Source organism: Syntrophomonas zehnderi OL-4 (assembly GCF_000983115.1).
In the GTDB taxonomy this organism is placed as follows: Bacteria; Bacillota; Syntrophomonadia; order Syntrophomonadales; family Syntrophomonadaceae; genus Syntrophomonas_B; species Syntrophomonas_B zehnderi.
On the sequence record NZ_CGIH01000027.1, the window covers coordinates 71,567 to 93,136 of the forward strand.

At 45.3% G+C, this 21,570-nt stretch carries 24 protein-coding genes; all 24 read left to right on the forward strand.

Annotated elements, in window-relative coordinates; all coding sequences use genetic code 11:
- The 24 genes from fliJ to AAV90_RS07780 all read left to right on the forward strand — a co-directional run bounded on the left by fliJ (nt 1) and on the right by AAV90_RS07780 (nt 21,570).
- Entirely contained in the window at nt 1–456 is a 456-nt protein-coding gene (fliJ, locus tag AAV90_RS14085) for a flagellar export protein FliJ (protein WP_052729669.1), read from the forward strand.
- Nucleotides 457–470: 14 nt separating this feature from the next.
- A complete protein-coding gene (locus AAV90_RS07670) occupies nt 471–1,049 on the forward strand; it encodes a MotE family protein (RefSeq protein ID WP_046497389.1) in 579 nt (192 codons plus the stop codon).
- Nucleotides 1,050–1,095: 46 nt separating this feature from the next.
- Nucleotides 1,096–2,766, forward strand: a complete 1,671-nt coding sequence (locus AAV90_RS07675; protein ID WP_046497390.1) for a flagellar hook-length control protein FliK — start codon at nt 1,096–1,098, stop codon at nt 2,764–2,766.
- A gap of 14 nt (nt 2,767–2,780) precedes the next feature.
- Nucleotides 2,781–3,305: a flagellar hook capping FlgD N-terminal domain-containing protein gene (locus AAV90_RS07680; RefSeq protein ID WP_046497393.1), complete on the forward strand. Its 525-nt coding sequence runs from the start codon at nt 2,781–2,783 to the stop codon at nt 3,303–3,305.
- A 108-nt stretch (nt 3,306–3,413) separates the two neighbouring features.
- On the forward strand, nt 3,414–3,572 hold the full coding sequence (locus AAV90_RS14905) for a hypothetical protein (protein WP_157609513.1): 159 nt from the start codon (nt 3,414–3,416) through the stop codon (nt 3,570–3,572).
- Between the two features lie 4 nt (nt 3,573–3,576).
- Nucleotides 3,577–3,954, forward strand: coding sequence for a TIGR02530 family flagellar biosynthesis protein (locus AAV90_RS07685; protein WP_046497395.1), 378 nt, complete (start codon nt 3,577–3,579; stop codon nt 3,952–3,954).
- Between the two features lie 82 nt (nt 3,955–4,036).
- A complete protein-coding gene (locus AAV90_RS14090; protein WP_052729670.1) occupies nt 4,037–5,764 on the forward strand; it encodes a flagellar hook protein FlgE in 1,728 nt (575 codons plus the stop codon).
- A gap of 52 nt (nt 5,765–5,816) precedes the next feature.
- Nucleotides 5,817–6,011: a flagellar FlbD family protein gene (locus AAV90_RS07700; protein WP_046497397.1), complete on the forward strand. Its 195-nt coding sequence runs from the start codon at nt 5,817–5,819 to the stop codon at nt 6,009–6,011.
- 27 nt (nt 6,012–6,038) lie between these two features.
- On the forward strand, nt 6,039–6,515 hold the full coding sequence (locus AAV90_RS07705) for a flagellar basal body-associated FliL family protein (protein ID WP_242847509.1): 477 nt from the start codon (nt 6,039–6,041) through the stop codon (nt 6,513–6,515).
- Nucleotides 6,516–6,537: 22 nt separating this feature from the next.
- The gene (fliM, locus tag AAV90_RS07710) at nt 6,538–7,530 is read left to right on the forward strand and encodes a flagellar motor switch protein FliM (protein WP_046497400.1); all 993 of its coding nucleotides are present in this window, start codon (nt 6,538–6,540) and stop codon (nt 7,528–7,530) included.
- Nucleotides 7,523–8,692 carry a flagellar motor switch phosphatase FliY gene (gene fliY / locus AAV90_RS07715; RefSeq protein ID WP_046497402.1) on the forward strand — a complete coding sequence of 390 codons (1,170 nt, stop codon included), beginning with the start codon at nt 7,523–7,525 and terminating at the stop codon, nt 8,690–8,692. The genes fliM and fliY overlap by 8 nt, the downstream gene beginning before the upstream one ends.
- Nucleotides 8,693–8,712: 20 nt before the next feature.
- On the forward strand, nt 8,713–9,075 hold the full coding sequence (locus AAV90_RS07720; protein WP_046497404.1) for a response regulator: 363 nt from the start codon (nt 8,713–8,715) through the stop codon (nt 9,073–9,075).
- A 25-nt stretch (nt 9,076–9,100) separates the two neighbouring features.
- Entirely contained in the window at nt 9,101–9,736 is a 636-nt protein-coding gene (locus AAV90_RS07725) for a flagellar biosynthetic protein FliO (protein ID WP_046497406.1), read from the forward strand.
- A complete protein-coding gene (gene fliP, locus AAV90_RS07730; RefSeq protein WP_046497408.1) occupies nt 9,729–10,505 on the forward strand; it encodes a flagellar type III secretion system pore protein FliP in 777 nt (258 codons plus the stop codon). Before AAV90_RS07725 ends, fliP begins: the two co-directional genes overlap by 8 nt.
- A 34-nt stretch (nt 10,506–10,539) precedes the next feature.
- Nucleotides 10,540–10,794 carry a flagellar biosynthesis protein FliQ gene (fliQ, locus tag AAV90_RS07735; protein ID WP_046497628.1) on the forward strand — a complete coding sequence of 85 codons (255 nt, stop codon included), beginning with the start codon at nt 10,540–10,542 and terminating at the stop codon, nt 10,792–10,794.
- A gap of 362 nt (nt 10,795–11,156) precedes the next feature.
- Nucleotides 11,157–11,921: a flagellar biosynthetic protein FliR gene (gene fliR, locus AAV90_RS07740; protein ID WP_052729671.1), complete on the forward strand. Its 765-nt coding sequence runs from the start codon at nt 11,157–11,159 to the stop codon at nt 11,919–11,921.
- 4 nt (nt 11,922–11,925) lie between these two features.
- Complete coding sequence (gene flhB, locus AAV90_RS07745) at nt 11,926–13,035, forward strand: flagellar biosynthesis protein FlhB (protein ID WP_046497410.1); 1,110 nt, start codon at nt 11,926–11,928, stop codon at nt 13,033–13,035.
- A 22-nt stretch (nt 13,036–13,057) separates the two neighbouring features.
- The gene (gene flhA / locus AAV90_RS07750; RefSeq protein ID WP_046497412.1) at nt 13,058–15,121 is read left to right on the forward strand and encodes a flagellar biosynthesis protein FlhA; all 2,064 of its coding nucleotides are present in this window, start codon (nt 13,058–13,060) and stop codon (nt 15,119–15,121) included.
- Nucleotides 15,118–16,272, forward strand: coding sequence for a flagellar biosynthesis GTPase FlhF (gene flhF, locus AAV90_RS07755; RefSeq protein WP_046497415.1), 1,155 nt, complete (start codon nt 15,118–15,120; stop codon nt 16,270–16,272). Before flhA ends, flhF begins: the two co-directional genes overlap by 4 nt.
- A complete protein-coding gene (locus AAV90_RS07760; protein WP_046497417.1) occupies nt 16,269–17,183 on the forward strand; it encodes a MinD/ParA family protein in 915 nt (304 codons plus the stop codon). Before flhF ends, AAV90_RS07760 begins: the two co-directional genes overlap by 4 nt.
- 17 nt (nt 17,184–17,200) lie before the next feature.
- Nucleotides 17,201–17,851, forward strand: a complete 651-nt coding sequence (locus AAV90_RS07765; protein WP_046497419.1) for a flagellar brake protein — start codon at nt 17,201–17,203, stop codon at nt 17,849–17,851.
- A 31-nt stretch (nt 17,852–17,882) separates the two neighbouring features.
- On the forward strand, nt 17,883–19,004 hold the full coding sequence (locus tag AAV90_RS07770; protein WP_046497421.1) for a protein-glutamate methylesterase/protein-glutamine glutaminase: 1,122 nt from the start codon (nt 17,883–17,885) through the stop codon (nt 19,002–19,004).
- A 47-nt stretch (nt 19,005–19,051) separates the two neighbouring features.
- Complete coding sequence (locus AAV90_RS07775) at nt 19,052–21,079, forward strand: chemotaxis protein CheA (protein WP_046497633.1); 2,028 nt, start codon at nt 19,052–19,054, stop codon at nt 21,077–21,079.
- Between the two features lie 14 nt (nt 21,080–21,093).
- Nucleotides 21,094–21,570, forward strand: coding sequence for a chemotaxis protein CheW (locus tag AAV90_RS07780; protein WP_046497423.1), 477 nt, complete (start codon nt 21,094–21,096; stop codon nt 21,568–21,570).

Sequence of the window (21,570 nt, forward strand, 5' to 3'; positions counted from 1 at the left end):
ATGAAGCCTTTTCATTTTCGTCTGCAAACCAAGCTGGATTTATCCTGCCGGGAAGAGAGTCAGGCCCGGGAAGAACTGCATATATCCATCAATTATCGCAACCAGGTGCAGAATGAATTGGACGAAATCATGCGCCGTTCCAGGGAGACCGAAGCAGAAATAAAAGCGATGATGCAGGAAGATTTTAATCTGCCGCAGTTTTTCATCTTTAAAGATTACCTGCCGGTTTTAAAAACCCTGCAAAAATCCAAGGCTGATGATTTGCTGCAGGCCGAATCAAAGGTCACACAGGCCCGGGGCATACTGATCGACAAGATGCAGGAAAGTAAAACCCTGCAGAAATTAAGAGACCGGGAGTGGTCAAACTATCTGCTGGAACTTAATAAAGAGGAACAGAAAACGATTGATGAACTGGCGATTAACAGTCATTTCCGCAAAAATATCAAACAGGCATAGCCGGGGAGGGCAGCATGGCTAATCTAAAAACCATTTTTAAAAGCTTATTATTTATCGTGCTGGCGGCATTTTTGGCGGCAGCCTGCTATGTTCTTTTGGTAAAATTTCATGTTATTACCCCGCCGGCCTTTATGCCCGCAGTTCCCTATATCCAAGAATCCACTGGTTCAGAGAAAAATATGACTGAACTACAGAAAGTCAAGCGAGAAAACGATAAATTAAAAAGGAAACTGGTAGCGCAGGAATCGGAAATAGAGCTTTTAAAAAACGATATAAAAACCATCGAGACCAAACATCTGGCCGCTCAGAAGGCCGATGAGGAATATAAAAACGAAATCTCAGAATTAAACGAGCAGCTCCATGATTCCCGTCAGTCCAAGACAGATCAGGAAGGTGCCTATAAAGATATAGCTAAATACTTTGCTTCCATGAAAACGAAAGATGGGGCTGAATTGTTGGCCAGATTAGATGAAAACGATGCCATAGGTATATTGGAGCATATCGATACCGATACGGCCGCTGAAATACTGCAGAAGATGCCCAAAGAAAAAGCCTTAGCCCTAACCAGGAAGATGCTGGTTACCACCCCCTAGGGTGATGCCTTCATCTATATAAAAAATAGTAAAGGAGGTGAGAAAAATGTCAATGCTTGAACCCAAGGCCAGCAGCCCGTCAGCCGGACAATTTGTCGGAATACGGCCAGTCGGCCCGGGTCTTTCCAGGGGCAGTTCTACCGTTAAATCCCAGAGCTTTAATCGGGTGCTGGATAAAGCTGGCCGATTTCAATCCGCCCCCAATAAGACGCCCGGCCGAACTGATAAATCTAACCTGTCAGGTTGCGAAACCAACTTAACGCTAGCAGGCCAGGATACAGGTGCAGTAGTTAAAACCCTGCCATCACCGGAATCATTTTCAGCGGATAAGATGATTGCCGCTGTGGAAGAATCTAACCCCGAACCGAATCCCGATGGTTTTGACTGTGCCGTAGTGCCGGAGGATTACCAGTCGGTCACTTTAGCTGCCGCTTATCCTGCAACGGCTCAATTTACGGCAGTAGACGAGCAACTTTCCGCTGAGCCGGAAATTAACCCTTTAAACCGGTTGGGAAGCGAATCTGCCGCTAAAACACAGGCACTGTCAGATGCAGGGTTATTAATCAATCCGCCCTCGCCGGACAGTTTCAGTGATTCCGAGCGGCCGAACCAAACCAATCCAAGCTTCGCCTTTTATGCGCTGAAGTCAGCTGCCGAACCAGCGGATAGTCTGGCCAGGATTGAAAAAACACCCGATCAGGCAGCGCCAGGATCGTCCGGAGCGGCCATAGGCCAGAAAAATGAACTGTTGAAGCTGGACGAGTCCAGTCCGGTTAAGGATACCGAAACGAATCTGGGCAGTTTTAATACAAAACCAGCCCCTAACATAACAACTGGTTCGCCTGCTGCTAATCAAGCCAAACCCGAACAAACAGCAGCCCCGCCGCCGCTCATTTTCGGGGAAGCAGAAGCCGCAACTTCGGAATCAGGGCAGATAAACAAAGCGGTCAGCCCAGAGGATATCCGTTTCCGGTTAATGTCCAAAACCCAGGTCAACCCCGGATTAAATCAGGTACCTGTCGAAACCGATGTAAAAGCCTTGTTGGGCGAGGAAATCAAACGTTTGCGGATGGAAAAGCCCAGCCCGGAAAGTGGTGTAAATAAGGCTGCCGAGCCATTGCCAGCCAAGACTCAGCCGGAGATACACCCGCCCGAAATAGGGGTAAATCGGCCAGGCATAAACCTGCCGCAGCCGGAGCTGGAATTGGTAACGTCTCGTCCCCCGGGAGCTGGAGTCGTTGACCCCCAGGATCTGATTGAACAGATTGTCAAGAAAGTGGAAATGGTAAACAAAGCCTTTAATACAGAGATGAAAATACAGCTAAAACCGGAATTTCTAGGCAGAATGGTGATTAAAATAGCGGTTGAGGAAGGTATAGTAACGGCTCGCTTTATCACCGAAAGCCATCAGGTGAAACACCTGCTGGAAAACAACCTGGGTGCCTTAAGGCAGAATCTGGAGTCCCAAGGTCTTCGGGTAGACCGCACAGAAGTAAACGTGCAACTGCCAAACGGCGGAGCTTTCCAGGGAGATGACAGCGGCCGCCAGCAGATGTGGCAGGAATATGCCGAAAGAAACAGTTATAACCATTTGCCTAACCAAGCCGAGGACGATTATGAAACAGCCCGGGAAACCCTCCCGGAATCATATGGCGAAACCGATTCAACCCGCAGATTTTCCTTATCCGGTGAAGGCAGATTCGATTTTACCATATAGGAGGTGTAAAAAAAATGACGGTAGAATACAGCAGACCCGCTCCCATATCCTGGGGAGTCAGTTCCACTCCAACCAAGGCAGCGGAAAACAAACCTGGCCAGTTGGGAAAAGACGATTTTTTGAAACTTTTGATAACCCAGCTTAAGTATCAGGATCCCACCAATCCCATGGACAACCAGGAATTTATTGCCCAGATGGCTTCTTTTAGCGCCTTGGAACAGATGAGTAATCTGAATACCGGTTTTACCAACCTGGTGGATAGTATTAACAACCGACTGGTTCCTGGCTTCATGTTGCAGCAGTCCAGCCAGATGATCGGTCGGCAGGTCAGCTATCTAAAACCTACCACGAACCCGGATGGCAGTACCAGCTATGAAACCTTATACGGTATTGTCCAGTCGGTAGTCATGAAAGAAGGCGTACCCTATTATGTAATCAACGGTCAGGAAATTGCATTCACTGATATTACCCAGTTGGGAGATAAGTTGCCAACCGTTGGTGAACAGGTACTTTTAGACATCCTGGATGCACTAATATAGCAGTCCGGTAACCTGATCGGCAAAAAAGTCAGTTATTTAAGCCCTGTTACCAATCCGGACGGAACTACCGGCACGGAAACGAAAAGTGGAGTAATCCAGTCGGTTATCATGAAAGAAGGTATCCCTTATTATGTTATCGATGGGCAGGAAGTGGAGGCCGGCAATATAACGAAAATTGAGCCGGGCGGTTTAAACGATCAGATATTGGCGCAAATTTTAAATGCGCTGCAAGAGTTAAAAGAACTTATGGAATCACAAAGAGGGTAGATGTATGGATAATCGCATTTATTTTCCGCAGCCACCTATAAATCCGGTACCGCATAACAAGCCGACCCGGGCCAAACCGGTTAACGCCCAGACACCTTTTAGCCAGGTGCTGGATCAGAAACTGCAGGGCGAACTGAAATTCTCCCAGCATGCGCGGGAGCGTTTGCAGGCTCGCAATATTAAACTTAGCGATGACGACCTAAGCAAACTAAACGAAGCCGTTGACAAAGCCCGCACCAAGGGTTCCCGGGATTCCCTGATCCTGATGAATGATATGGCTCTGGTGGTCAGCGTGAAAAACAATACGGTCATAACAGCCGTCGATCAGGAAAATATCAAGGAAAATGTATTTACCAATATCGACAGTGCCGTTATTATTTAAGGGCTGGACCTCTTTTGAGGAAGCCCCGGGATGCAGAACGAAGGATGCATCCCCACAATATAAAAAGGGAGGTCATTAACATATGATGCGTTCCATGTACTCTGGTGTTTCAGGACTTCGCAACCACCAGACACGAATGGATGTTATAGGCAACAATATCGCCAATGTCAATACGGCCGGATTTAAGAAAAGCCGGGTGGTATTTAAAGATGCCTTCTACCAGGTCAGCCGCGGCGCGTCCAGGCCGACTGCGGAGCGGGGAGGTACGAATCCCATGGCGGTCGGACTGGGTATGATGCTGTCCAGTATTGACCAGATCCATACCCCGGCACCAACGACAACCACCAACAAAACTACCGATATGGCCATTGACGGCAACGGCTATTTTGCTGTTAATATTGGCAACAGCCGCTACTACACCCGGGCCGGTGCCTTTGATTTTGATACCGATGGCAAACTGGTCAGCACCGCCAACGGCTATCAGGTTCAGGGCTGGATGACCGACCGGGTAGTTAATCCGGATACAGGCGATTGGCGCATAGATACGAGTGCCGATCCCACCGGGATAAGCCTGCAAAATTATAAAATTCTGGAACCAAACGCTACTACAAAGATGCAGTTTGCCGGCAATCTAGACTCAAATACTGCCCAAACCCCAGCACTCAATGAAATACAGACTTTGAGTTTCGAGAATACTCCCACAACGGGTAGCTTCCGTCTACAGATCGGCGGACATACTACGGACTGGATCGCTGGAGATGCTGCAGACCCTGCTGCTGCAATTCAATCCGCACTGGAAGATTTGCCCAACGTGGGTGCGGGTAATGTAGCAGTGGTTTGGGATGCTGCCAATAACCGCTACAATATTACCTATCAAAATGCTCTGGCAAATACAGACGTGCCTCAGGTGCAGTTTGTAGACAGTAAAGACAGTTTTGATGGCGGAAAGGTTACCACCACGACTGTGGCTCCGGACTATAATGAACTGACCGTACCTACGGCAGCCAATTCAGTCGTGAAATCCCGTGATGTCTATGATTCGCTGGGTAATAAAAGAACGGTATACTTTCGTTTTATCAAGTACAATGTCGATACTTCCAACCCAGGTAATCCGGTCAGCAACTGGGCCTGCGACATATCCTTAAATCCGTTGTTTGAAGCCGCACCAGGCTATGATGCCGCTAATGATTTGAAAAAAGTAGATCTGAATGCGGCTGCCCCGGCTTCCGACCTGCCTGCCAACAGCAACCGCATACTGCGGGTAACAGGTCTGGATTTTGACAAAATGGGCAAGATGTTAGGTCAACAGCCCGATCCTGATCCGCTTACCTTGACTATTGAACGGGATGCGATCGGGGCCGATGACATTAAATTTACCATTGATTTTAATTCTATCAACCAGTTTAACGGCCAATCCACGGCCTGGGCGGAAAAACAGAACGGTTATAAGCAGGGCAACCTGACCAGCTACTCCATAGGTACCGATGGCACCATCATTGGCATATATGATAACGATGAAGCCCGCAGCCTGGCCCGGGTAGCTCTATTTACCTTTGAGAATCCGGCCGGCTTAAAGCAGGCTGGCAGTAGCCTGTTTTCAGAAAGCTCTAATTCCGGTCTGGCTAATATGGGGGTGCCTGGTGAGGGTGGCAAAGGCACCATTATCCCCAGCAGTCTGGAAATGTCCAATGTGGATCTCTCGGAAGAGTTTACCGATATGATCGTCACCCAAAGAGGTTTTCAGGCTAATTCCCGGATTATTACCACCTCTGATGAGATGCTGCAGGAACTGGTCAACCTGAAACGCTAGTATAATAACCCTCCAGGGCCTGGCCCTGGAGGGTATTAGCCGAGGTGAATAAATGATTGAAATAACCCGTCTAAACGGTGAGAAGATGATGTTAAATATAGATCTGATCGAACTGATAGAAGAAACCCCGGATACGATTATCACCCTTACGACCGGCAGGAAGGTGCTGGTCAAGGAATCGGCCCGCCAGATCCGGGCAGAAATAATTAAATTCCGCAAACTGGTCTATAGCGATTTAAAAAAATAAATTAAAATAAATGGTAAAGGAGGAAAGGTGTTGACTGAGGAGAATAACAGCGAAGTAAAGCAAAAAATTGGCTTGGATTTAAAAATTATCTTAATCGGTCTGATTATATTTTTAGTCGCCATGGGTGCCTCTTATTTCCTGATGAAAAGCTTAATGGCTCCTTTGCTGCCGCAGAAGGAGGAGAAAAGCAATCCGGCGGTAGTTAGCGGGGGATTGGTACCGGTTGGAGAAATTGCCACTAATATAACCGATGTGGCAGGAAATCGCTATTTAAAGGTAGAAGTAACTATTGAAGTCAAGGATAAAAAATCCAGTGAGACAGTTGCTGAATATATGCCCGTAATCCGTGATAAGATCATAAGCATACTATCGTCTAAGACGGCGGCCGATCTCGATCCGGTTAACCGTGACAATCTTAAAGAAGAAATTAAGTCCGAACTTAACCAGAAGTTTGGCAAAGGTTGCATCCAGAGCATATATTTTAATAACTTTATTATGCAGTAGCCATACCCTAGGAGGGGCTATAATGAGTGATGTTTTATCGCAATCAGAAATCGATGCTTTGCTTTCCGCGCTTAGTACCGGAACCGTTAGTGCCCACGAATTAAAAGAAGAGCAAAGCAAAAAAAAGGTAAAAATATATGATTTCCGCAGGCCTAACAAGTTTTCAAAGGATCAGATTCACACCCTGCAGGTGATCTTTGAAAACTATGCCCGGTCTCTGGGGACTTTTTTGTCCGGTCAATTAAGGGCAGCGATACAGGTGGAGGTACTTTCGGTGGAACAGGTGACGTACGAGGAATTTATCCGTTCCATACCCAGTACTACGATTTTAAATATCTTTTCCATATATCCCCTGGAAGGTAATGCTATCATGGAAATAAACCCGAACCTGGGATTTGCTTTTTTAGACCGGATGCTGGGCGGACCTGGGAATACACTGGACAGAATTCGGGGGTTGACTGAAATTGAACAAACCGTGATGGAGAAACTGGCTCAGCGTATGCTGGACTTCATGCAGGAGCCATGGAGCAGCATAGTTGATTTAGAGCCCCTTATTGAAAGGGTAGAAACGAATCCTCAGTTTACTCAGCTGGTATCTCCCAGTGAAGTAATGATGATTGTATCATTGGAAACAAAAATGGGAGACTTGATGGGGGTTATGAATATCTGTATACCTTTTCTGGTATTGGAACCAATCATTAGTAAACTGAGTGTTCATTATTATTATTCGACTTCGAGCAAGGCATCTACGCCGCAGAATACTGCCAAAATCCAAAAAAAGCTGGAGAACAGCTATGTACCGGTCAAGGTTATATTAGGCAAAACCGTTATAACGGTTAAAGATCTGCTAGGATTATCTGTTGGTGATGTAATTCCCCTGGAACGCAATTTTCAAGAAGATCTGGAGGTACAGATAGGCCAGCGCACCAAATTTTTGGGGCGGCCGGGACTGGATGGCAACAAAGTAGCTATTCAAATAAACCAGGTAGTAGAGGAGGGAAAAGAAGATGAATGACGGTATATTGTCCCAGGAGGAAATAGACGCTCTTTTAAAGACAGACAGCAACGCTACTGAAGATGAACCAATACAAACATCCACTGTAATAAGTGATTTTGAAAAGGATACTATTGGAGAAATAGGCAATATAAGCATGGGGACTGCAGCTACTACCTTATCCACGCTATTAAGAAAAAAAGTCTCCATTACGACTCCCAACGTTTCCGTTACGACTCCGCAGCAGTTTCAATCTGATTATCCGCTGCCCTATCTGGTTATTAGGGTGAAATACATGGAAGGGATTAGTGGAACTAACGTCTTGGTGGTGCGGGAAGAAGATGCCTGTGTGATTGCCGATCTGATGATGGGAGGCGATGGTACGGATGTCGATCCGAATCTGGATGATCTAAGACTCAGTGCCGTAAGTGAAGCAATGAATCAAATGATGGGTTCAGCTACCACCAGTTTATCTTCTATGTTTAACAAGCGCATTGATATCGGGCCTCCCGAGGTAAATCTGATAGATCTGGGGGAGCAGGATTTGGAGGTAGACACCAGCTACCAGGAACTGGTGCGGATCAAGTTTAAAATGGTAATCGAAAATCTTATCGACAGTGAAATAATGCAGGTACTCCCTATAGAATCGGTTCGCGAAATGATCGATATCTTGACCGGAACCAGTGATACCAGTGATATCGAAGATATCATGGAAACCCCGTCAACCGCCCCGCCTGCTCCTGAACCTGAACCGACTTACGAGCAACCGTTGCCAGCTAGCAGCGCTCCTCAGTATGCTCCTCCTGCTCAGGAGAGGTTCGAACAGTATGCAGCAATGGAACCAGGGGGCAGAAAGGGTGGTCCGTTTTCAGTTCAATCGGTGCAGTTTGCGCCTTTGCAGCCGACTGTGAGCAGTAGCCTGCCCCAAAATATTGGCTTGATCCTTGATGTTCCACTGGATGTGTCCGTGGAATTGGGCAAGACCAGAAAAACTATTAAAGACGTTCTGGAACTATCCCAAGGTTCCATCATCCAGCTGGATAAGTTAGCCGGTGAACCGGTGGATTTGATGGTTAATGGCAAACTCATTGCCAAGGGCGAAGTCGTCGTAATCGATGAGAATTACGGGATCAGGATTACCACCATATTAAGTCCTATGGACAGAATGAATAAACTACAATAACAATTTTAGGAGGTTCATAGATGGGTAAGAGGGTACTGATAGTTGATGATGCTGCATTTATGAGGATGATGATCAAGGATATTCTCACCAAAAATGGTTATGAAATCGCCGGTGAAGCTGAAAATGGTCAGGTCGCCGTTGAAAAATATAAGGATGTCAAACCGGATTTGGTAACTATGGATATAACGATGCCGGAAATGGATGGCATAGCTGCGGTTAAAGAAATAGTAAGCTATGATTCGGCAGCCCGGGTCATAATGTGCAGTGCCATGGGTCAGCAGGCCATGGTTATCGATGCGATCCAGGCCGGTGCCAAGGATTTTATTGTCAAGCCTTTCCAGCCTGAACGGGTACTTGAAGCAGTGAGCAAAGCGCTTAGTTAAGGCATTTTCCTTGGGAAGTGAATTTATGAGATTAATAAATAAGAGACGCTGGTTTTTACTGGTGTTTCTTGCCGTATTTATAGTGATTTTGGTCGGGTCTGCTGCGGCCGTAGATGTAGATAACTTTAAGGAATTTGACCAAAAAATGAGCCAGCAGCAGCCTCAAGAAATTAAGTCTTCGAATCTGTGGCTTAGCCTTTTGCAGCTATTGTTGGTATTGGGAATAATAGTTGCCGTAGCCTGGTCAATCATACGCCTTTTTGGCAGACAGGTAAATGCCAAAATGCAGGGTACCTGGATTAACGTAGTGGATGAGGTTGTTCTAGGCCAAAATCGCGGCATATTGCTCTGTGAGGTGGGCGGCAAATTATATGCCCTGGGGGTTACGGATAAAGAGATAAGTCTGCTGTTTGAAGTAGATAACCCCAAGCTATTAGAGGAAATCAGCCAGGGCAGTTATGAATTTGCCACGGGTGAGACGAAAACCTGGCCCGACTGGTGGACGCAATTATCCTCCAGGTTTATTAATAAAAATCGCCCCTTAGCGTCTAAGAAGTTTCAAAATCAAATGCAAACCCAAAGCCAAAAGATAAGAGAAATAGCATCCCATAGTAATTACAGCAGAGAATCAGCTACAAAGCGAAGTGGTGACGATGAATAAAAAATGGATTGCCTTCTGGCAATGGCTGGGACTTATTATAGGTGTTTTAGCCTTTATAGGAATTTTTACATACCCGGTATCTGCTGAGCCTTTACAGATACCTAACATTAATTTACAAATCGGCGGTTCAGACCAACCCCAGGATATTTCCCAGACATTGCAGCTGATTATTCTGTTGACGGTATTGACACTGGCACCTGCCATACTGATACTATTGACATCCTTTACCAGGATAATAGTCGTATTATCATTTTTGAGAACTTCTCTGGGCACTCAGCAGATGCCACCTAATCAGGTTCTTATCGGCTTGGCATTATTCCTTACATTTTTCGTTATGGCTCCAACCTGGCAGGAGGTCAACCGGGAAGGTCTGCAGCCCTATATGAAAGGCGAGATTACCCAGCAAGTAGCCTTTAAGCGCGGAATGGAACCTATGCGGACTTTTATGCTAAAGCAGACCCGCGAAAAAGACCTGGCGTTATTTGTGAAAATGTCGAAGATGGAACGCCCCCGAAATTTCAATGACATACCTAATTACGTATTGATTCCCAGCTTTGTAATCAGCGAGCTGAAAACGGCGTTTCAGATAGGTTTTATCATATTCATCCCGTTTCTGGTCATCGATATGGTGGTGGCCAGTGCTCTGATGTCTATGGGTATGATGATGCTGCCGCCGATGATGATTTCCCTGCCGTTTAAGGTGCTGCTTTTCGTGTTGGTTGATGGCTGGAACCTGGTTATTCACTCTTTAATGATGAGCTTCGGATGAGGAAGGGGTTAGGAAAGTGTTTGAAGATATTGTCATGGGCATTGCCCACGAAGCGCTCTTTACCATGCTTTTGGTATCAGCTCCGATTCTGGGGGTAGCCTTATTGGTTGGGCTTTTAATCAGTATTTTTCAGGCTACCACGCAGTTACAGGAAATGACCCTGGTCTTTGTACCCAAGATAGTGGCGGTTTTTATTGTTATGATCCTGTTTGGGCCCTGGATGCTAAATATTATAACGAGTTTTACGTATAATCTCTACGCTTCCATACCCAGTCTGTTGTCGATGTAGTTGACGGCAGCGTATCCGAAATTAGAAAATAGGCGCGGATAACGAGGAGGCAAGTCAGTCACAGATTTACACAGATTTTAAAAATATTAACCCTGATTTTAGTTTTAATTTACAATACGCTATCTGCCGCATCATCGCATATACTCAAAAACCCTGGTTTTATGAGCGTCAGCCATAGCACAAATTACCGCAATGCTTCTTTTAGATCAATCATCGTAATACGTAAATTGCGCTATTTTTTTATAGTGGTTGTGGTCGGGAAAATTAACCTAGATAACACAGCTTTATTTATATATGTTGGTACCGGCAGGTGATTAAAAGGGTTTACGGGGGATTAACCCAGTTATAAGGATGGTAGAGTTGTGAATTTTGTATGGGACGGCTTTTTTATGGTTTTGGGAAGATTATCGGGTTTGTTTCTCATTGCCCCGATCTTTGCCAACCGCCAGCTGCCCGGCAGGCTTAAGATACTAATCCTGATATTGCTGGCAGCCGTCATGTCGTCCTTTGTCCCGGTCAACGTGGCGGTATCTTTAAATAACCCGGTTATTTTCATCGCCGCCTTCGTTGCTGAGATCATCATAGGTTTTGCGATTGGGTTTGTAGCCTATGTCTTTTTCGCCGCGGTTCAGTTAGCCGGACAGTTGATGGATACCCAGATGGGGTTTGGCATCGTAAACGTAATGGATCCATTGTCCGGGCTGCAGATACCTTTGATGGGAAACTTTAATTATCTTATGGCCCTGATGATCTACCTGGGTATGGATGGACATCATTATCTGTTGCAGGCAGTAGCCCAAAGTTACCAGGTTATCCCGGTTTTGGGAGCCAATTTTTCGCAGGGCTTTTTTGAACTCATTGTCTCCGTAACCGCCTATATGGTGGTTATTGCGGTAAAGATTGCGGCCCCCATTGTGATCGCCGTACTGATTACGGATATCTCGATGGGTTATATATCCCGCACGGTTCCGCAAATGAATGTATTCATGGTGGGACTGCCCCTGAAGATTTTAGTGGGGCTACTGTCCTTTATAATTATAATGCCGGTCTACATATGGTTTTTCGGCCTGCTTCTAGGGCAGAGCATGGATTATATAGATCTAGTCGTACGAACTATGGGGTTATAAACTTATGGCGGACGTAAACAGGTATTACCTTATTAATTTACAGCTTTTTGCTGATGACGGAACCGGGGAAAAAACTGAAAAAGCCACTCCCCGCCGCCGGGAAGAGGCCCGTAAGAAAGGCCAGGTATTTAAAAGCGCCGATTTGAACTCGGCGGTTATATTGATGGCCGGTACCATAGCCATATTGGCAACTTTTCCTGCAATGGTCAGCAATCTGGGAGATTTTACCCGGCTATATATTCTAGACCGCACCTTGGTTGATTTTGACAGCGGTTATGCCTTTTTTTTGCTGCTGGAAACCATGAAGATAATAGCTAAAATTGTGCTACCAATTCTAATGGTAACCTTTTTAGCGGCTTTAATGATCAGTTATCTGCAGGTAGGTTTTGTTATGAGCAGCGAGGCCCTGACTCCCAAACTGGAGCGGCTTAATCCTATCGAAGGTTTTAAAAGGATTTTTTCCAAGCGGGCTTTGGTGGAATTAGCCAAGTCATTAATGAAAATCGGGGTTACAGGTTATATCGTATATACCGTTATAAAAAAAAATCTATTTATCCTGCCGCGATTTATTGATATGGAATTAACGGCCGCCATGAGTGTTTTAGGCAGTATTATTGTCGAAGTGGCCTTTAAGATAGGCATCGTCTTTATAATTATTGGAGTATTGGACTATATATTCCAGTGGTCTGAATATGAAAAATCTATCATGATGAGCAAATACGAAGTGAAACAGGAATACAAGCAAACTGAAGGTGACCCGCTGATTAAATCCAAACAGAGACAGATTCAACGGCAGGCTTCTATGCAGCGGATGATGGCCGAGGTACCTAAAGCCGATGTCGTCATTACCAATCCCACCCATTTTGCTGTAGCCCTGCAATACCAGGCTGATGTCATGGAAGCACCGCAGGTTATTGCCAAAGGACAGGATTATTTGGCCTTTAAAATACGGGAAATTGCTCAAGCCCATGATGTTACTATAGTAGAAAACCCACCCCTGGCTCGAACCCTTTTTTATACGGCCGATATCGGGGATCTGGTGCCGGAGGATCTGTACCAGGCTGTTGCTGAAGTATTGGCATTCGTTTACAAACAGAAGAAAAAAGCTTTTTAAACCTTGCTTGGAGGTTGTTTAAATGCAGAAAAGAGCCAAGTGGCTGGAATTTATATTAAACAGGAGTGACGCGTTAATAGCGGTAATCGTAATCGTAATCGTTATGATGATGGTTATCCCTGTCAAACCGGCTATGCTTGACGTCCTGATAACGTTTAATATCAGTTTTGCCCTAGTCATCTTGCTGGTTGCCATGTTTAATACTGATCCTCTGGATTTCTCTGTATTTCCGTCCTTGCTGCTGGTAATGACTCTGTTCAGGTTATCCCTTAACATATCTTCGACCCGGCTGATTTTGCTTAATGCCGAAGCCGGACAGGTGATAGCCTCATTTGGACAGTTCGTAATCGGAGGCAATACGGTAGTTGGCTTGGTAATATTCCTCATCCTGGTTGTAATTCAATTTATCGTAATTACTAAAGGCGCGGAGAGGGTATCCGAGGTCGGGGCCCGCTTTACACTGGATGCAATGCCGGGCAAACAGATGGCGATTGATGCTGATTTAAATGCCGGTTTGATTGATGAGGACACAGCCCGCCTGCGCCGTCAAAAGATTCAGGATGAAGCTGATTTCTATGGGGCCATGGACGGGGCCAGCAAGTTTGTAAAAGGCGATGCTATTGCCGGGATAATAATTATCATTATAAATATTGTGGGCGGTTTGATTATCGGTATGGCCCAGAAGGGAATGGAACTGGCTCAAGCCGGCCAGATTTATACCATTTTGACGGTTGGTGACGGCTTGGTTACCCAGATCCCAGCCTTGTTAATCTCTACCGCTACCGGTATCGTTGTGACCAGGAGTGCTTCTGACGACAGCCTGGGGCGGGAAGTGTCGGAACAGTTGCTTGGCAACGTAAAACCCCTGGGTATTACCGCTATTATTCTTTTGGTTCTAGGAACAATCGGCTTGCCTAAGGCACCCATGTATGCACTGGCTGTTTTCTTCGGCATACTTTACGCTGTATTTCGTTTTACCACCATTGAAGAGGAAGAAGATACAGTTCTGGAAGAAATGCGGGAAGCTGAAGCCATTAAAAAACCAGAAAATGTTGTAGAACTGCTGCAGGTTGAAAAAATGGAAATGGAATTAGGATATGGCTTGATACCTCTGGTAGATGCCGACCAAGGTGGTGATCTGCTGGAACGTATCGTCATGATTCGGCGTCAATGCGCCATTGAACTGGGTTTTATTGTCCCGCCCATACGTATCCGGGACAATATGCAGCTAAAGCCCAACGCTTACGCCATTAAGATAAAAGGCATGGAATTAGCTGCGGGTGAATTAATCCTGGACAGCTACCTGGCAATCGGTCCGAATATAGACAATGATACGGAATTACCGGGTATAGATACGGTGGAACCCGCTTTTAACCTACCGGCTCGCTGGATCGAGGCTACTGAAAAAGAAAGGGCGGAAATGAAAGGTTATACGGTGGTAGATCCGCCTTCTGTGGTAGCCACGCACCTTACAGCGGTGCTCAAGTCGCATGCCTTTGAACTCCTGGGACGCCAGGAACTACAGGGTATAATTGACTTTGTCCGGGAGCAGAATCCCGCGGTAGTCGATGAATTACTGCCGGATCTGATGAACTTGGGTGATGTCCAAAAGGTTCTCTCCAACCTGTTAAAAGAGCAGGTGTCAATCCGGGATATGGTCACGATTTTAGAGACTTTGGCTGATTATGCCAAGATAACCAAAGACACCGATGTTCTTACCGAATACGTTCGCCAGGCTTTAAAAAGGCATATCAGCCGCCAGTATGCCGGAGAAGACAGTCGTTTGTCGGTATTAACGCTTGATCCGAGCCTGGAAGAGATTTTGCGCGATTCTGTGCAGCAGTCGGAATTTGGCTCATATCTGGCCTTGGATCCGGGTACGGCGCAATCCATGATAGATAAACTGGTCAGTCAGTATGACAACCTGACCCGCAACGGGGTCGTTCCCATCATACTCAGTGCTCCGGTTTTAAGAATTTATTTAAAACGATTGTTGGAGCGTTTTATCCCTGGGTTGGTGGTTCTTTCTTATAATGAGATAGAATCAGGAGTTGATGTTGAAGTGATAGGGATGGTTACAGCATGAGGGTAAAAAAGTATTTGGCAGATGATTTCCAAACGGCTATTTTAAAGGCCAAAAATGAAATGGGTCGGGATGCGATTATTCTTAATTCCCGCCAGATAAACAAAAAAGGCTTCATGGGTCTTTTTAAAAAAAGTCAGGTGGAGATAACGGTTGCCCTGGATGATGATCTGCGCCTGGAAAGTGATAATTTAAGAAGAACCGCCCCGGTTTTTCCTACAAACAATCAAAAATCGTTTGCGGTTGGAGAGGTCAGTCCCCAGGAAAACCAATTATTGCTGGAAATGAGCCGGGTGCAGGAATTAATGGCCGATATTAAAAACAAGATGTATGAAGTCGAAATGCTCAAAGGATTTAATGAATCGGTGCAGGATTTTTATAATCTGTTGCTTAAGAATCAGGTGGATAAGGACATCGCTTTAAAAATAGCCCACAGTGTTGAGACCCGCCTGCCTGGTGAAAAATGCGCAGACAGTAACTGGGTTAGGGATGTCTGTCTACATACCCTGCAGGATTATATAAATGAAGTTAAACCGATTAAAGCAGATGGAACCAAAAGGCCGCAAATAATTGTTATGGTAGGGCCCACTGGAGTTGGCAAGACGACTACCATTGCTAAACTGGCGGCGAATTTTACCTTTGTTGAATTTCAAAAAGTCGCTTTTATCACCTTGGATACTTACCGGGTATCGGCCGCAGATCAGTTAAGAACCTTCGCCGAGATTATCGGTATCCCCATCAAGGTAGTATTTAGCCCGGCTGATTTGGATGAAGCCATAAAAGGCTTTAAGGATTGCGATCTCATATTTATCGATACCGCCGGGCGCAGCCCATACAATCAAGAGCAAATGCATGAATTGGCTCAGTTTTTGGATGTGGCTCAGCCGGACGAGACGATTCTGGTTTTAAGTGTGAATACCGAAAGCAATGATTTAATAAATATTTATGAGCGCTTCAGCCGGGTTAATATTGACAAGCTCATTTTTACCAAATTTGACGAGACGATTTGCTACGGTCAGCTGCTAAACGTATTTAATAAAATCGATAAGCCGGTTGCCTATATTACCAATGGACAAAGCGTACCTGAAGATATTGTTGTTCCTGATGCACAGCATATTGCCGGTATGATGCTGGGAAAGGATGAGGTTATATGAGGGATCAAGCCGATAAACTTAGAGAAATGGCCCTCAACTTAAAGAACCAAATCGAAGCCGAAATTGGCAAAGATAATAAAAAACAAACCCGGGTTATCGTGGTGTCAAGCGGAAAAGGAGGAGTAGGCAAAAGCACGTTGGCGTTAAACCTTTCCCTAAGTCTCAGTATTCTTGGGAAAAACGTTATTTTATTGGATGCCGATCTGGGTATGGCCAATATAGATATTATGCTGGGTCTGGTTCCCCAGTATAACCTCTACCATATAATTAAAGGAAACAAAACCTTAAAAGATATCATAGTAAACGGTCCAGCCGGTCTTAGAATTATCCCAGGCGGATCCGGCTTAGACGAATTGGCCAATCTTAATGATGAAGAGCTAAACCGGATATTAGTGGAAATGGGTAAGTTGGATGGAGAATGCGATTTTATGATCGTTGATACCGGGGCCGGTATTTCCAATAATGTAATTCGTTTTCTGTTGGCCGCTGATGATGTAATTATATTAACCACCCCGGAGCCTACTTCCTTAACCGATGCCTACGGTACCGTAAAAAGTATCGCCCGTAATGGATTTAACGGCAGCGTGTTCCTGGTTGTAAATCGTGTCAGCAAGGAAACAGAAGGTGTATTGGTGGCGCAAAAGTTTAAACTGGTGGGCGAGAAGTTTTTGGATTTGGATATTAAAATCCTGGGGCATATCCTGCATGACCCCCAGGTTGAATCAGGAATCAGGCGTCAGGAAGCCTTCATTCAAGCATATCCTAATAGTATAGCGGCCAAAAACATTATGTATTTGGCTGAAAAACTCATTGATGAGGACAACGCGGATAACGTGGTTAAGCCCTTACCGGTTAAAAAAGGTGGTATCCGCGGCTTTTTCAAAAAAGTAACATCATATAAGCAGCCATAATTACCCAGGAGGTAGCGATGCAAGCGAGTGAACTAAAAGTTAATCAACGTATTGAAATAACCGTTGATGAGGAAGGAACTGAATACAAAAACCTGCCCAGCCGTATTGAAGAGGTTACCGACCAACATCTATATATTGCCATCCCCATGAAATGGGGTCAGCTCATACCTGTGAGGGTCAGGCAAAAGCTGATTGTTAGCTTTAATCAGCAAGGGCGTTTTTTTCAATTTGAAACCGTAATTATGCATAGACATCTTAAGCCGATTCCAATGCTGGCAGTTTTAAAACCGGACAGTATCCGAGAAATACAAAGACGTCAATGGGTCAGAGTGCCGGTCAGCATTCCGCTTAAATTTGGATTACTTAATGAGGATGAGAGTACCACCGTCCATGAAACGACCACGGTAGATATCAGCGGCGGTGGGGTTTGTTTTCTGACTCGAAATCCGCTGGCCGCAGGCCAATTGTTGGACGCAGAGATTGATTTGCCTAATCGAGAACCTGTATACTGTCAGCTAAAGGTTCTGCGGGTGTTGGAAACCAAGACAGAAGGTTCGGTAAATAAAGCGTTTAGCGAATACTATGATATTAGCGAAAGTCAACGGGAACGCATCATCGCTTACGTATTTGAAAAACAACGTGAATGGATAAAAAAAGGCCTTATATAAAGGGGCATACATATAAAGAAAGGAGCGCATTATGCAGCCTATAAAAGTGCTTGTTGTGGATGATTCAGCATTTATGAGAAAAGCAATAAGTGATTTGATCAACAGCGATTCCGCGTTACACGTAGTTGGAACTGCACGTAATGGGCGAGATGCTCTGCTTAAAATTGGGGCCCTGCAACCGGATGTCGTTACCCTGGATATTGAGATGCCGGAATTAAATGGCCTTATGGTTTTGGAAAGGGTTATGAACTCCCAACCGCTTCCCATAATTATGTTGAGCAGCCTGACCCAGGCTGGTGCTGAACAAACGGTTCAGGCTTTGCAGTTAGGGGCGGTGGATTTTGTTGCCAAGCCTTCAGGACAGATATCCCTGGATATTGATAAGCTGCGGGATGAAATTATTAGAAAAATTAAAATGGCAGCAGGTACTAAGAATAATTTGGAGAATTTTAATATAAAAAGCGATATTAATACAATAACGGTTCCTAAAGAAAAGATAGCTCCCCCAGCCGATAGAGTGGGAAACGTTGCCAGAAACACAAAAACGGTAAAACCTCTGCCCATTGAAAGGCAGCTTAACAAATTAATCGTCATTGGTACGTCTACGGGAGGACCTAAGGCTTTAAATCAGGTTATACCGAAATTACCGGCCAACCTGGATGCCGGTATTCTGATTGTGCAGCACATGCCGGCTGGTTTCACTAAATCCCTGGCCGAACGGTTGGATTCCATATCGCAGGTCAAGGTGAAGGAGGCGGAAGACGGGGAATATATACTGCCTGGATGTGCGTATATTGCACCTGGAGATTACCATCTTAAGGTATTGGGACAGAAAACCGGCCCTACTCAAAAATTGCTGGTAAAGCTGGGTCAAGATCCCCCCCGAGGTGGGCATCGGCCTTCGGTGGATGAAATGCTGGTTTCTGTTGCAGAACAATTCTGGGGTCAGATTGTAGCAGTGATTATGACCGGTATGGGTCATGACGGAACGGCGGGTCTTTCCCCCTTGAAGGCTCTAGGAGCCAAGGTAATAGCTGAACACCAATCCACTTGTGTCGTCTATGGTATGCCCAAATCTGCAGTCGCATCAGGTAATGTTACCAAAGTAGTACCTTTGCAGGAGATTGCGGATGAGGTTTTAAAAATGCTATAGCTTCCCCGTAGGTGGTTTATTTTTTAAGGAGGTGGTCTCATTTGAAGATGGACATGTCGCAATATCTGGATGTTTTTCTCGAGGAAAGCAAGGACCATTTAAGGAATCTTAACGCAAGTTTATTGAATTTGGAGAAAAACCCGCGCGATAATGCCGGTTTAAATGAAATATTTCGGGCTGCGCATACCTTAAAAGGTATGTCTTCGACTATGGGTTTCAACGATTTAGCTGACTTAACCCACCATATGGAAAACGTCTTGTCGGATCTAAAGGAAGGCCTGCTGGAGGCTAATTCCTATGTGGTTGACACTCTGTTTGAGTGTGTTGACCGCCTGCAGATTATCATAGACGGTATTGAGAGCGGCACAAGAGTAGATGCGGATAACAGCGAACTGATCATGAAGCTGGAGACGATTAAGTCCGGAAATTATGAAGCAGCCGCCGTACTGGAAAATGAATTGCCGACTATAGAGCCGGGGGAATCAACATCAATTAATGATGATAATGTCTTTTCTTTCAACGAATATGATATCACCGTTATGAAAGAAGCTCTGAGTAATGGATATAGTATTTTGCATTTTAAAATCGGCATTGACCCGGATTGCATGATGAAGGCAGTACGAGCTTTTATGGTATTTAAAACCCTGGAAGAAGACGGGGAGATTATCAAAACCAACCCCTCCGCTCAGGATCTTGATGAAGGCAAGTTCGACAAAGAGTTTGATCTGGTCTTGCTAACTCGGGCGGATGTCAGCAATTTGGCGGATAGAATCAACAATGTATCCGAAGTAAAAGTAATGGCGAGCAAAACGCTGAACCTGGATGCTCTGCTAACCTCCGGCACTTCTCTCCGAACGGAAAATAAATCTGAAGTGGCTTCTTCGGCTGCCACTGCCAATGATGCGGACAACAACAAAAAGGCCCACAAGATCAAACAAACGGTACGGGTTGATATTGACCGTCTGGATAACCTTATGAATCTGGTCGGCGAATTGGTCATGCATAAAGGACGTCTGGAACAAATCGGGGCTACCCATAAAGTGACAGATTTAAATGAGACTATTGAACAGATTGATCGCATCAGTACGGATTTACAGTCAGTCGTAATGAAAGTTCGAATGGTTCCAATAGAGCAGGTATTTAACCGCTTCCCGCGTATGGTCAGGGATCTGGCTAAGGAGCTGGACAAGGAAGTAGATTTCTTGATCGAAGGCAAGGAAACCGAGCTGGATAGAACGGTGATTGATGAAATAGGGGATCCTTTGGTACATCTGTTGAGAAATGCCTTGGATCACGGTCTGGAGTCCTCCTCGGAAAGAGTTGCCAAAGGCAAACCTCGCCAGGGTAATCTTATCCTTAGAGCCAGACACGAAGGCAATAATGTTTATATAGAAGTTGAAGACGATGGAGCCGGAATCGATCAGGACAAAGTTATTGGCAAAGCCCTGGAAAAAGGACTGATAACCGCCAAAGAGGCCGAAAACTTAACCAGGGAAGAAAGTATCAACCTGCTCTTTTTACCCGGGTTCAGCACCGCCAACAACGTAACTGATGTTTCCGGGCGAGGAGTCGGGCTGGATGTTGTTAAAACCAAAATCGAATCCTTAAATGGCGAAATAAACGTTGATTCCCGTCCTGGACAGGGAACCATGTTCAGGATAAAACTGCCGCTGACCCTGGCAATTATTCAGGCCCTGATGGTGTCTGTAAAAGATGAAATATACGCTATACCGCTGACCTCGGTCGATGAAACCACCATGATTACCAAACAGGATATTAAGATGATTCAGAGCCAGGAAGTAATCATGCTAAGAGGAAACGTTTTACCCCTCTTCCGTTTGGCCCGTTTAATTGACTTGCCCGATGATCTGACTGAGGATGCGGAGATGTACGTTGTAGTAGTTCGCAAAGGTGATCGTCAAATCGGTTTGGTCGTTGATACCTTGATCGGACAACAGGAGATTGTTATTAAAGCCCTGGGGAAAATATTAGCCGGCATTTCCGGTATTGCCGGGGCCATCGTAGCCGGGGACGGCAACGTACGGCTTATCCTTGATATTACCACACTTTTTTAGAAAGGGTGAAGCATATGGATACTGCGATAGATTATAAAGACCAAGAGCAACAGGTTACAGATGATGTCGTTCAGGTTGTTGCTTTTCAGCTGGGCGACGAAGAATATGCCGTAGATATTTTGAATGTTCAAGAAATAAACCGTCTGCTTAACGTTACCCGGGTTCCCCGTTCCCCGGACTATATTGACGGGGTCGTCAACCTGCGGGGGAGTATCATACCGGTTATAAATCTGCACACCAAGTTTAATCTTAACAAAAATGGTGAAGATGAGGACACCCGCATCATTGTTTTTCAGTTTGAGGATGTCAAAGCCGGTATTATAGTAGACAAGGTTTCAGAGGTTTTGCATTTACACCGCAGCGATATAGAAGAAACTTCCAAGGTTTATAATTCCATGGATGCAGAAATGATTAAGGGCGTAGCCAAAGTTGAGGATAGGCTGCTTATTTTGTTAGATCTGCAAAAACTGCTGGGTATTGATATAATTTAA

Bases quoted from the DNA above. Each gene is read 5' to 3' on its own strand.
- AAV90_RS07685 (WP_046497395.1), top strand. From the start codon at position 3,577: ATGGATAATCGCATTTATTTTCCGCAGCCACCTATAAATCCGGTACCG.
- AAV90_RS07700 (WP_046497397.1), top strand. From the start codon at position 5,817: ATGATTGAAATAACCCGTCTAAACGGTGAGAAGATGATGTTAAATATA.
- AAV90_RS07765 (WP_046497419.1), top strand. From the start codon at position 17,201: ATGCAAGCGAGTGAACTAAAAGTTAATCAACGTATTGAAATAACCGTT.
- fliY (WP_046497402.1), top strand. From the start codon at position 7,523: ATGAATGACGGTATATTGTCCCAGGAGGAAATAGACGCTCTTTTAAAG.
- fliM (WP_046497400.1), top strand. From the start codon at position 6,538: ATGAGTGATGTTTTATCGCAATCAGAAATCGATGCTTTGCTTTCCGCG.
- AAV90_RS07770 (WP_046497421.1), top strand. From the start codon at position 17,883: ATGCAGCCTATAAAAGTGCTTGTTGTGGATGATTCAGCATTTATGAGA.
- AAV90_RS07780 (WP_046497423.1), top strand. From the start codon at position 21,094: ATGGATACTGCGATAGATTATAAAGACCAAGAGCAACAGGTTACAGAT.
- AAV90_RS14905 (WP_157609513.1), top strand. From the start codon at position 3,414: ATGAAAGAAGGTATCCCTTATTATGTTATCGATGGGCAGGAAGTGGAG.
- fliJ (WP_052729669.1), top strand. From the start codon at position 1: ATGAAGCCTTTTCATTTTCGTCTGCAAACCAAGCTGGATTTATCCTGC.
- fliQ (WP_046497628.1), top strand. From the start codon at position 10,540: ATGGGCATTGCCCACGAAGCGCTCTTTACCATGCTTTTGGTATCAGCT.
- AAV90_RS07775 (WP_046497633.1), top strand. From the start codon at position 19,052: ATGGACATGTCGCAATATCTGGATGTTTTTCTCGAGGAAAGCAAGGAC.
- AAV90_RS07670 (WP_046497389.1), top strand. From the start codon at position 471: ATGGCTAATCTAAAAACCATTTTTAAAAGCTTATTATTTATCGTGCTG.
- fliP (WP_046497408.1), top strand. From the start codon at position 9,729: ATGAATAAAAAATGGATTGCCTTCTGGCAATGGCTGGGACTTATTATA.
- AAV90_RS14090 (WP_052729670.1), top strand. From the start codon at position 4,037: ATGATGCGTTCCATGTACTCTGGTGTTTCAGGACTTCGCAACCACCAG.
- AAV90_RS07760 (WP_046497417.1), top strand. From the start codon at position 16,269: ATGAGGGATCAAGCCGATAAACTTAGAGAAATGGCCCTCAACTTAAAG.
- flhB (WP_046497410.1), top strand. From the start codon at position 11,926: ATGGCGGACGTAAACAGGTATTACCTTATTAATTTACAGCTTTTTGCT.
- AAV90_RS07720 (WP_046497404.1), top strand. From the start codon at position 8,713: ATGGGTAAGAGGGTACTGATAGTTGATGATGCTGCATTTATGAGGATG.
- flhF (WP_046497415.1), top strand. From the start codon at position 15,118: ATGAGGGTAAAAAAGTATTTGGCAGATGATTTCCAAACGGCTATTTTA.
- AAV90_RS07725 (WP_046497406.1), top strand. From the start codon at position 9,101: ATGAGATTAATAAATAAGAGACGCTGGTTTTTACTGGTGTTTCTTGCC.
- AAV90_RS07680 (WP_046497393.1), top strand. From the start codon at position 2,781: ATGACGGTAGAATACAGCAGACCCGCTCCCATATCCTGGGGAGTCAGT.
- AAV90_RS07675 (WP_046497390.1), top strand. From the start codon at position 1,096: ATGTCAATGCTTGAACCCAAGGCCAGCAGCCCGTCAGCCGGACAATTT.
- flhA (WP_046497412.1), top strand. From the start codon at position 13,058: ATGCAGAAAAGAGCCAAGTGGCTGGAATTTATATTAAACAGGAGTGAC.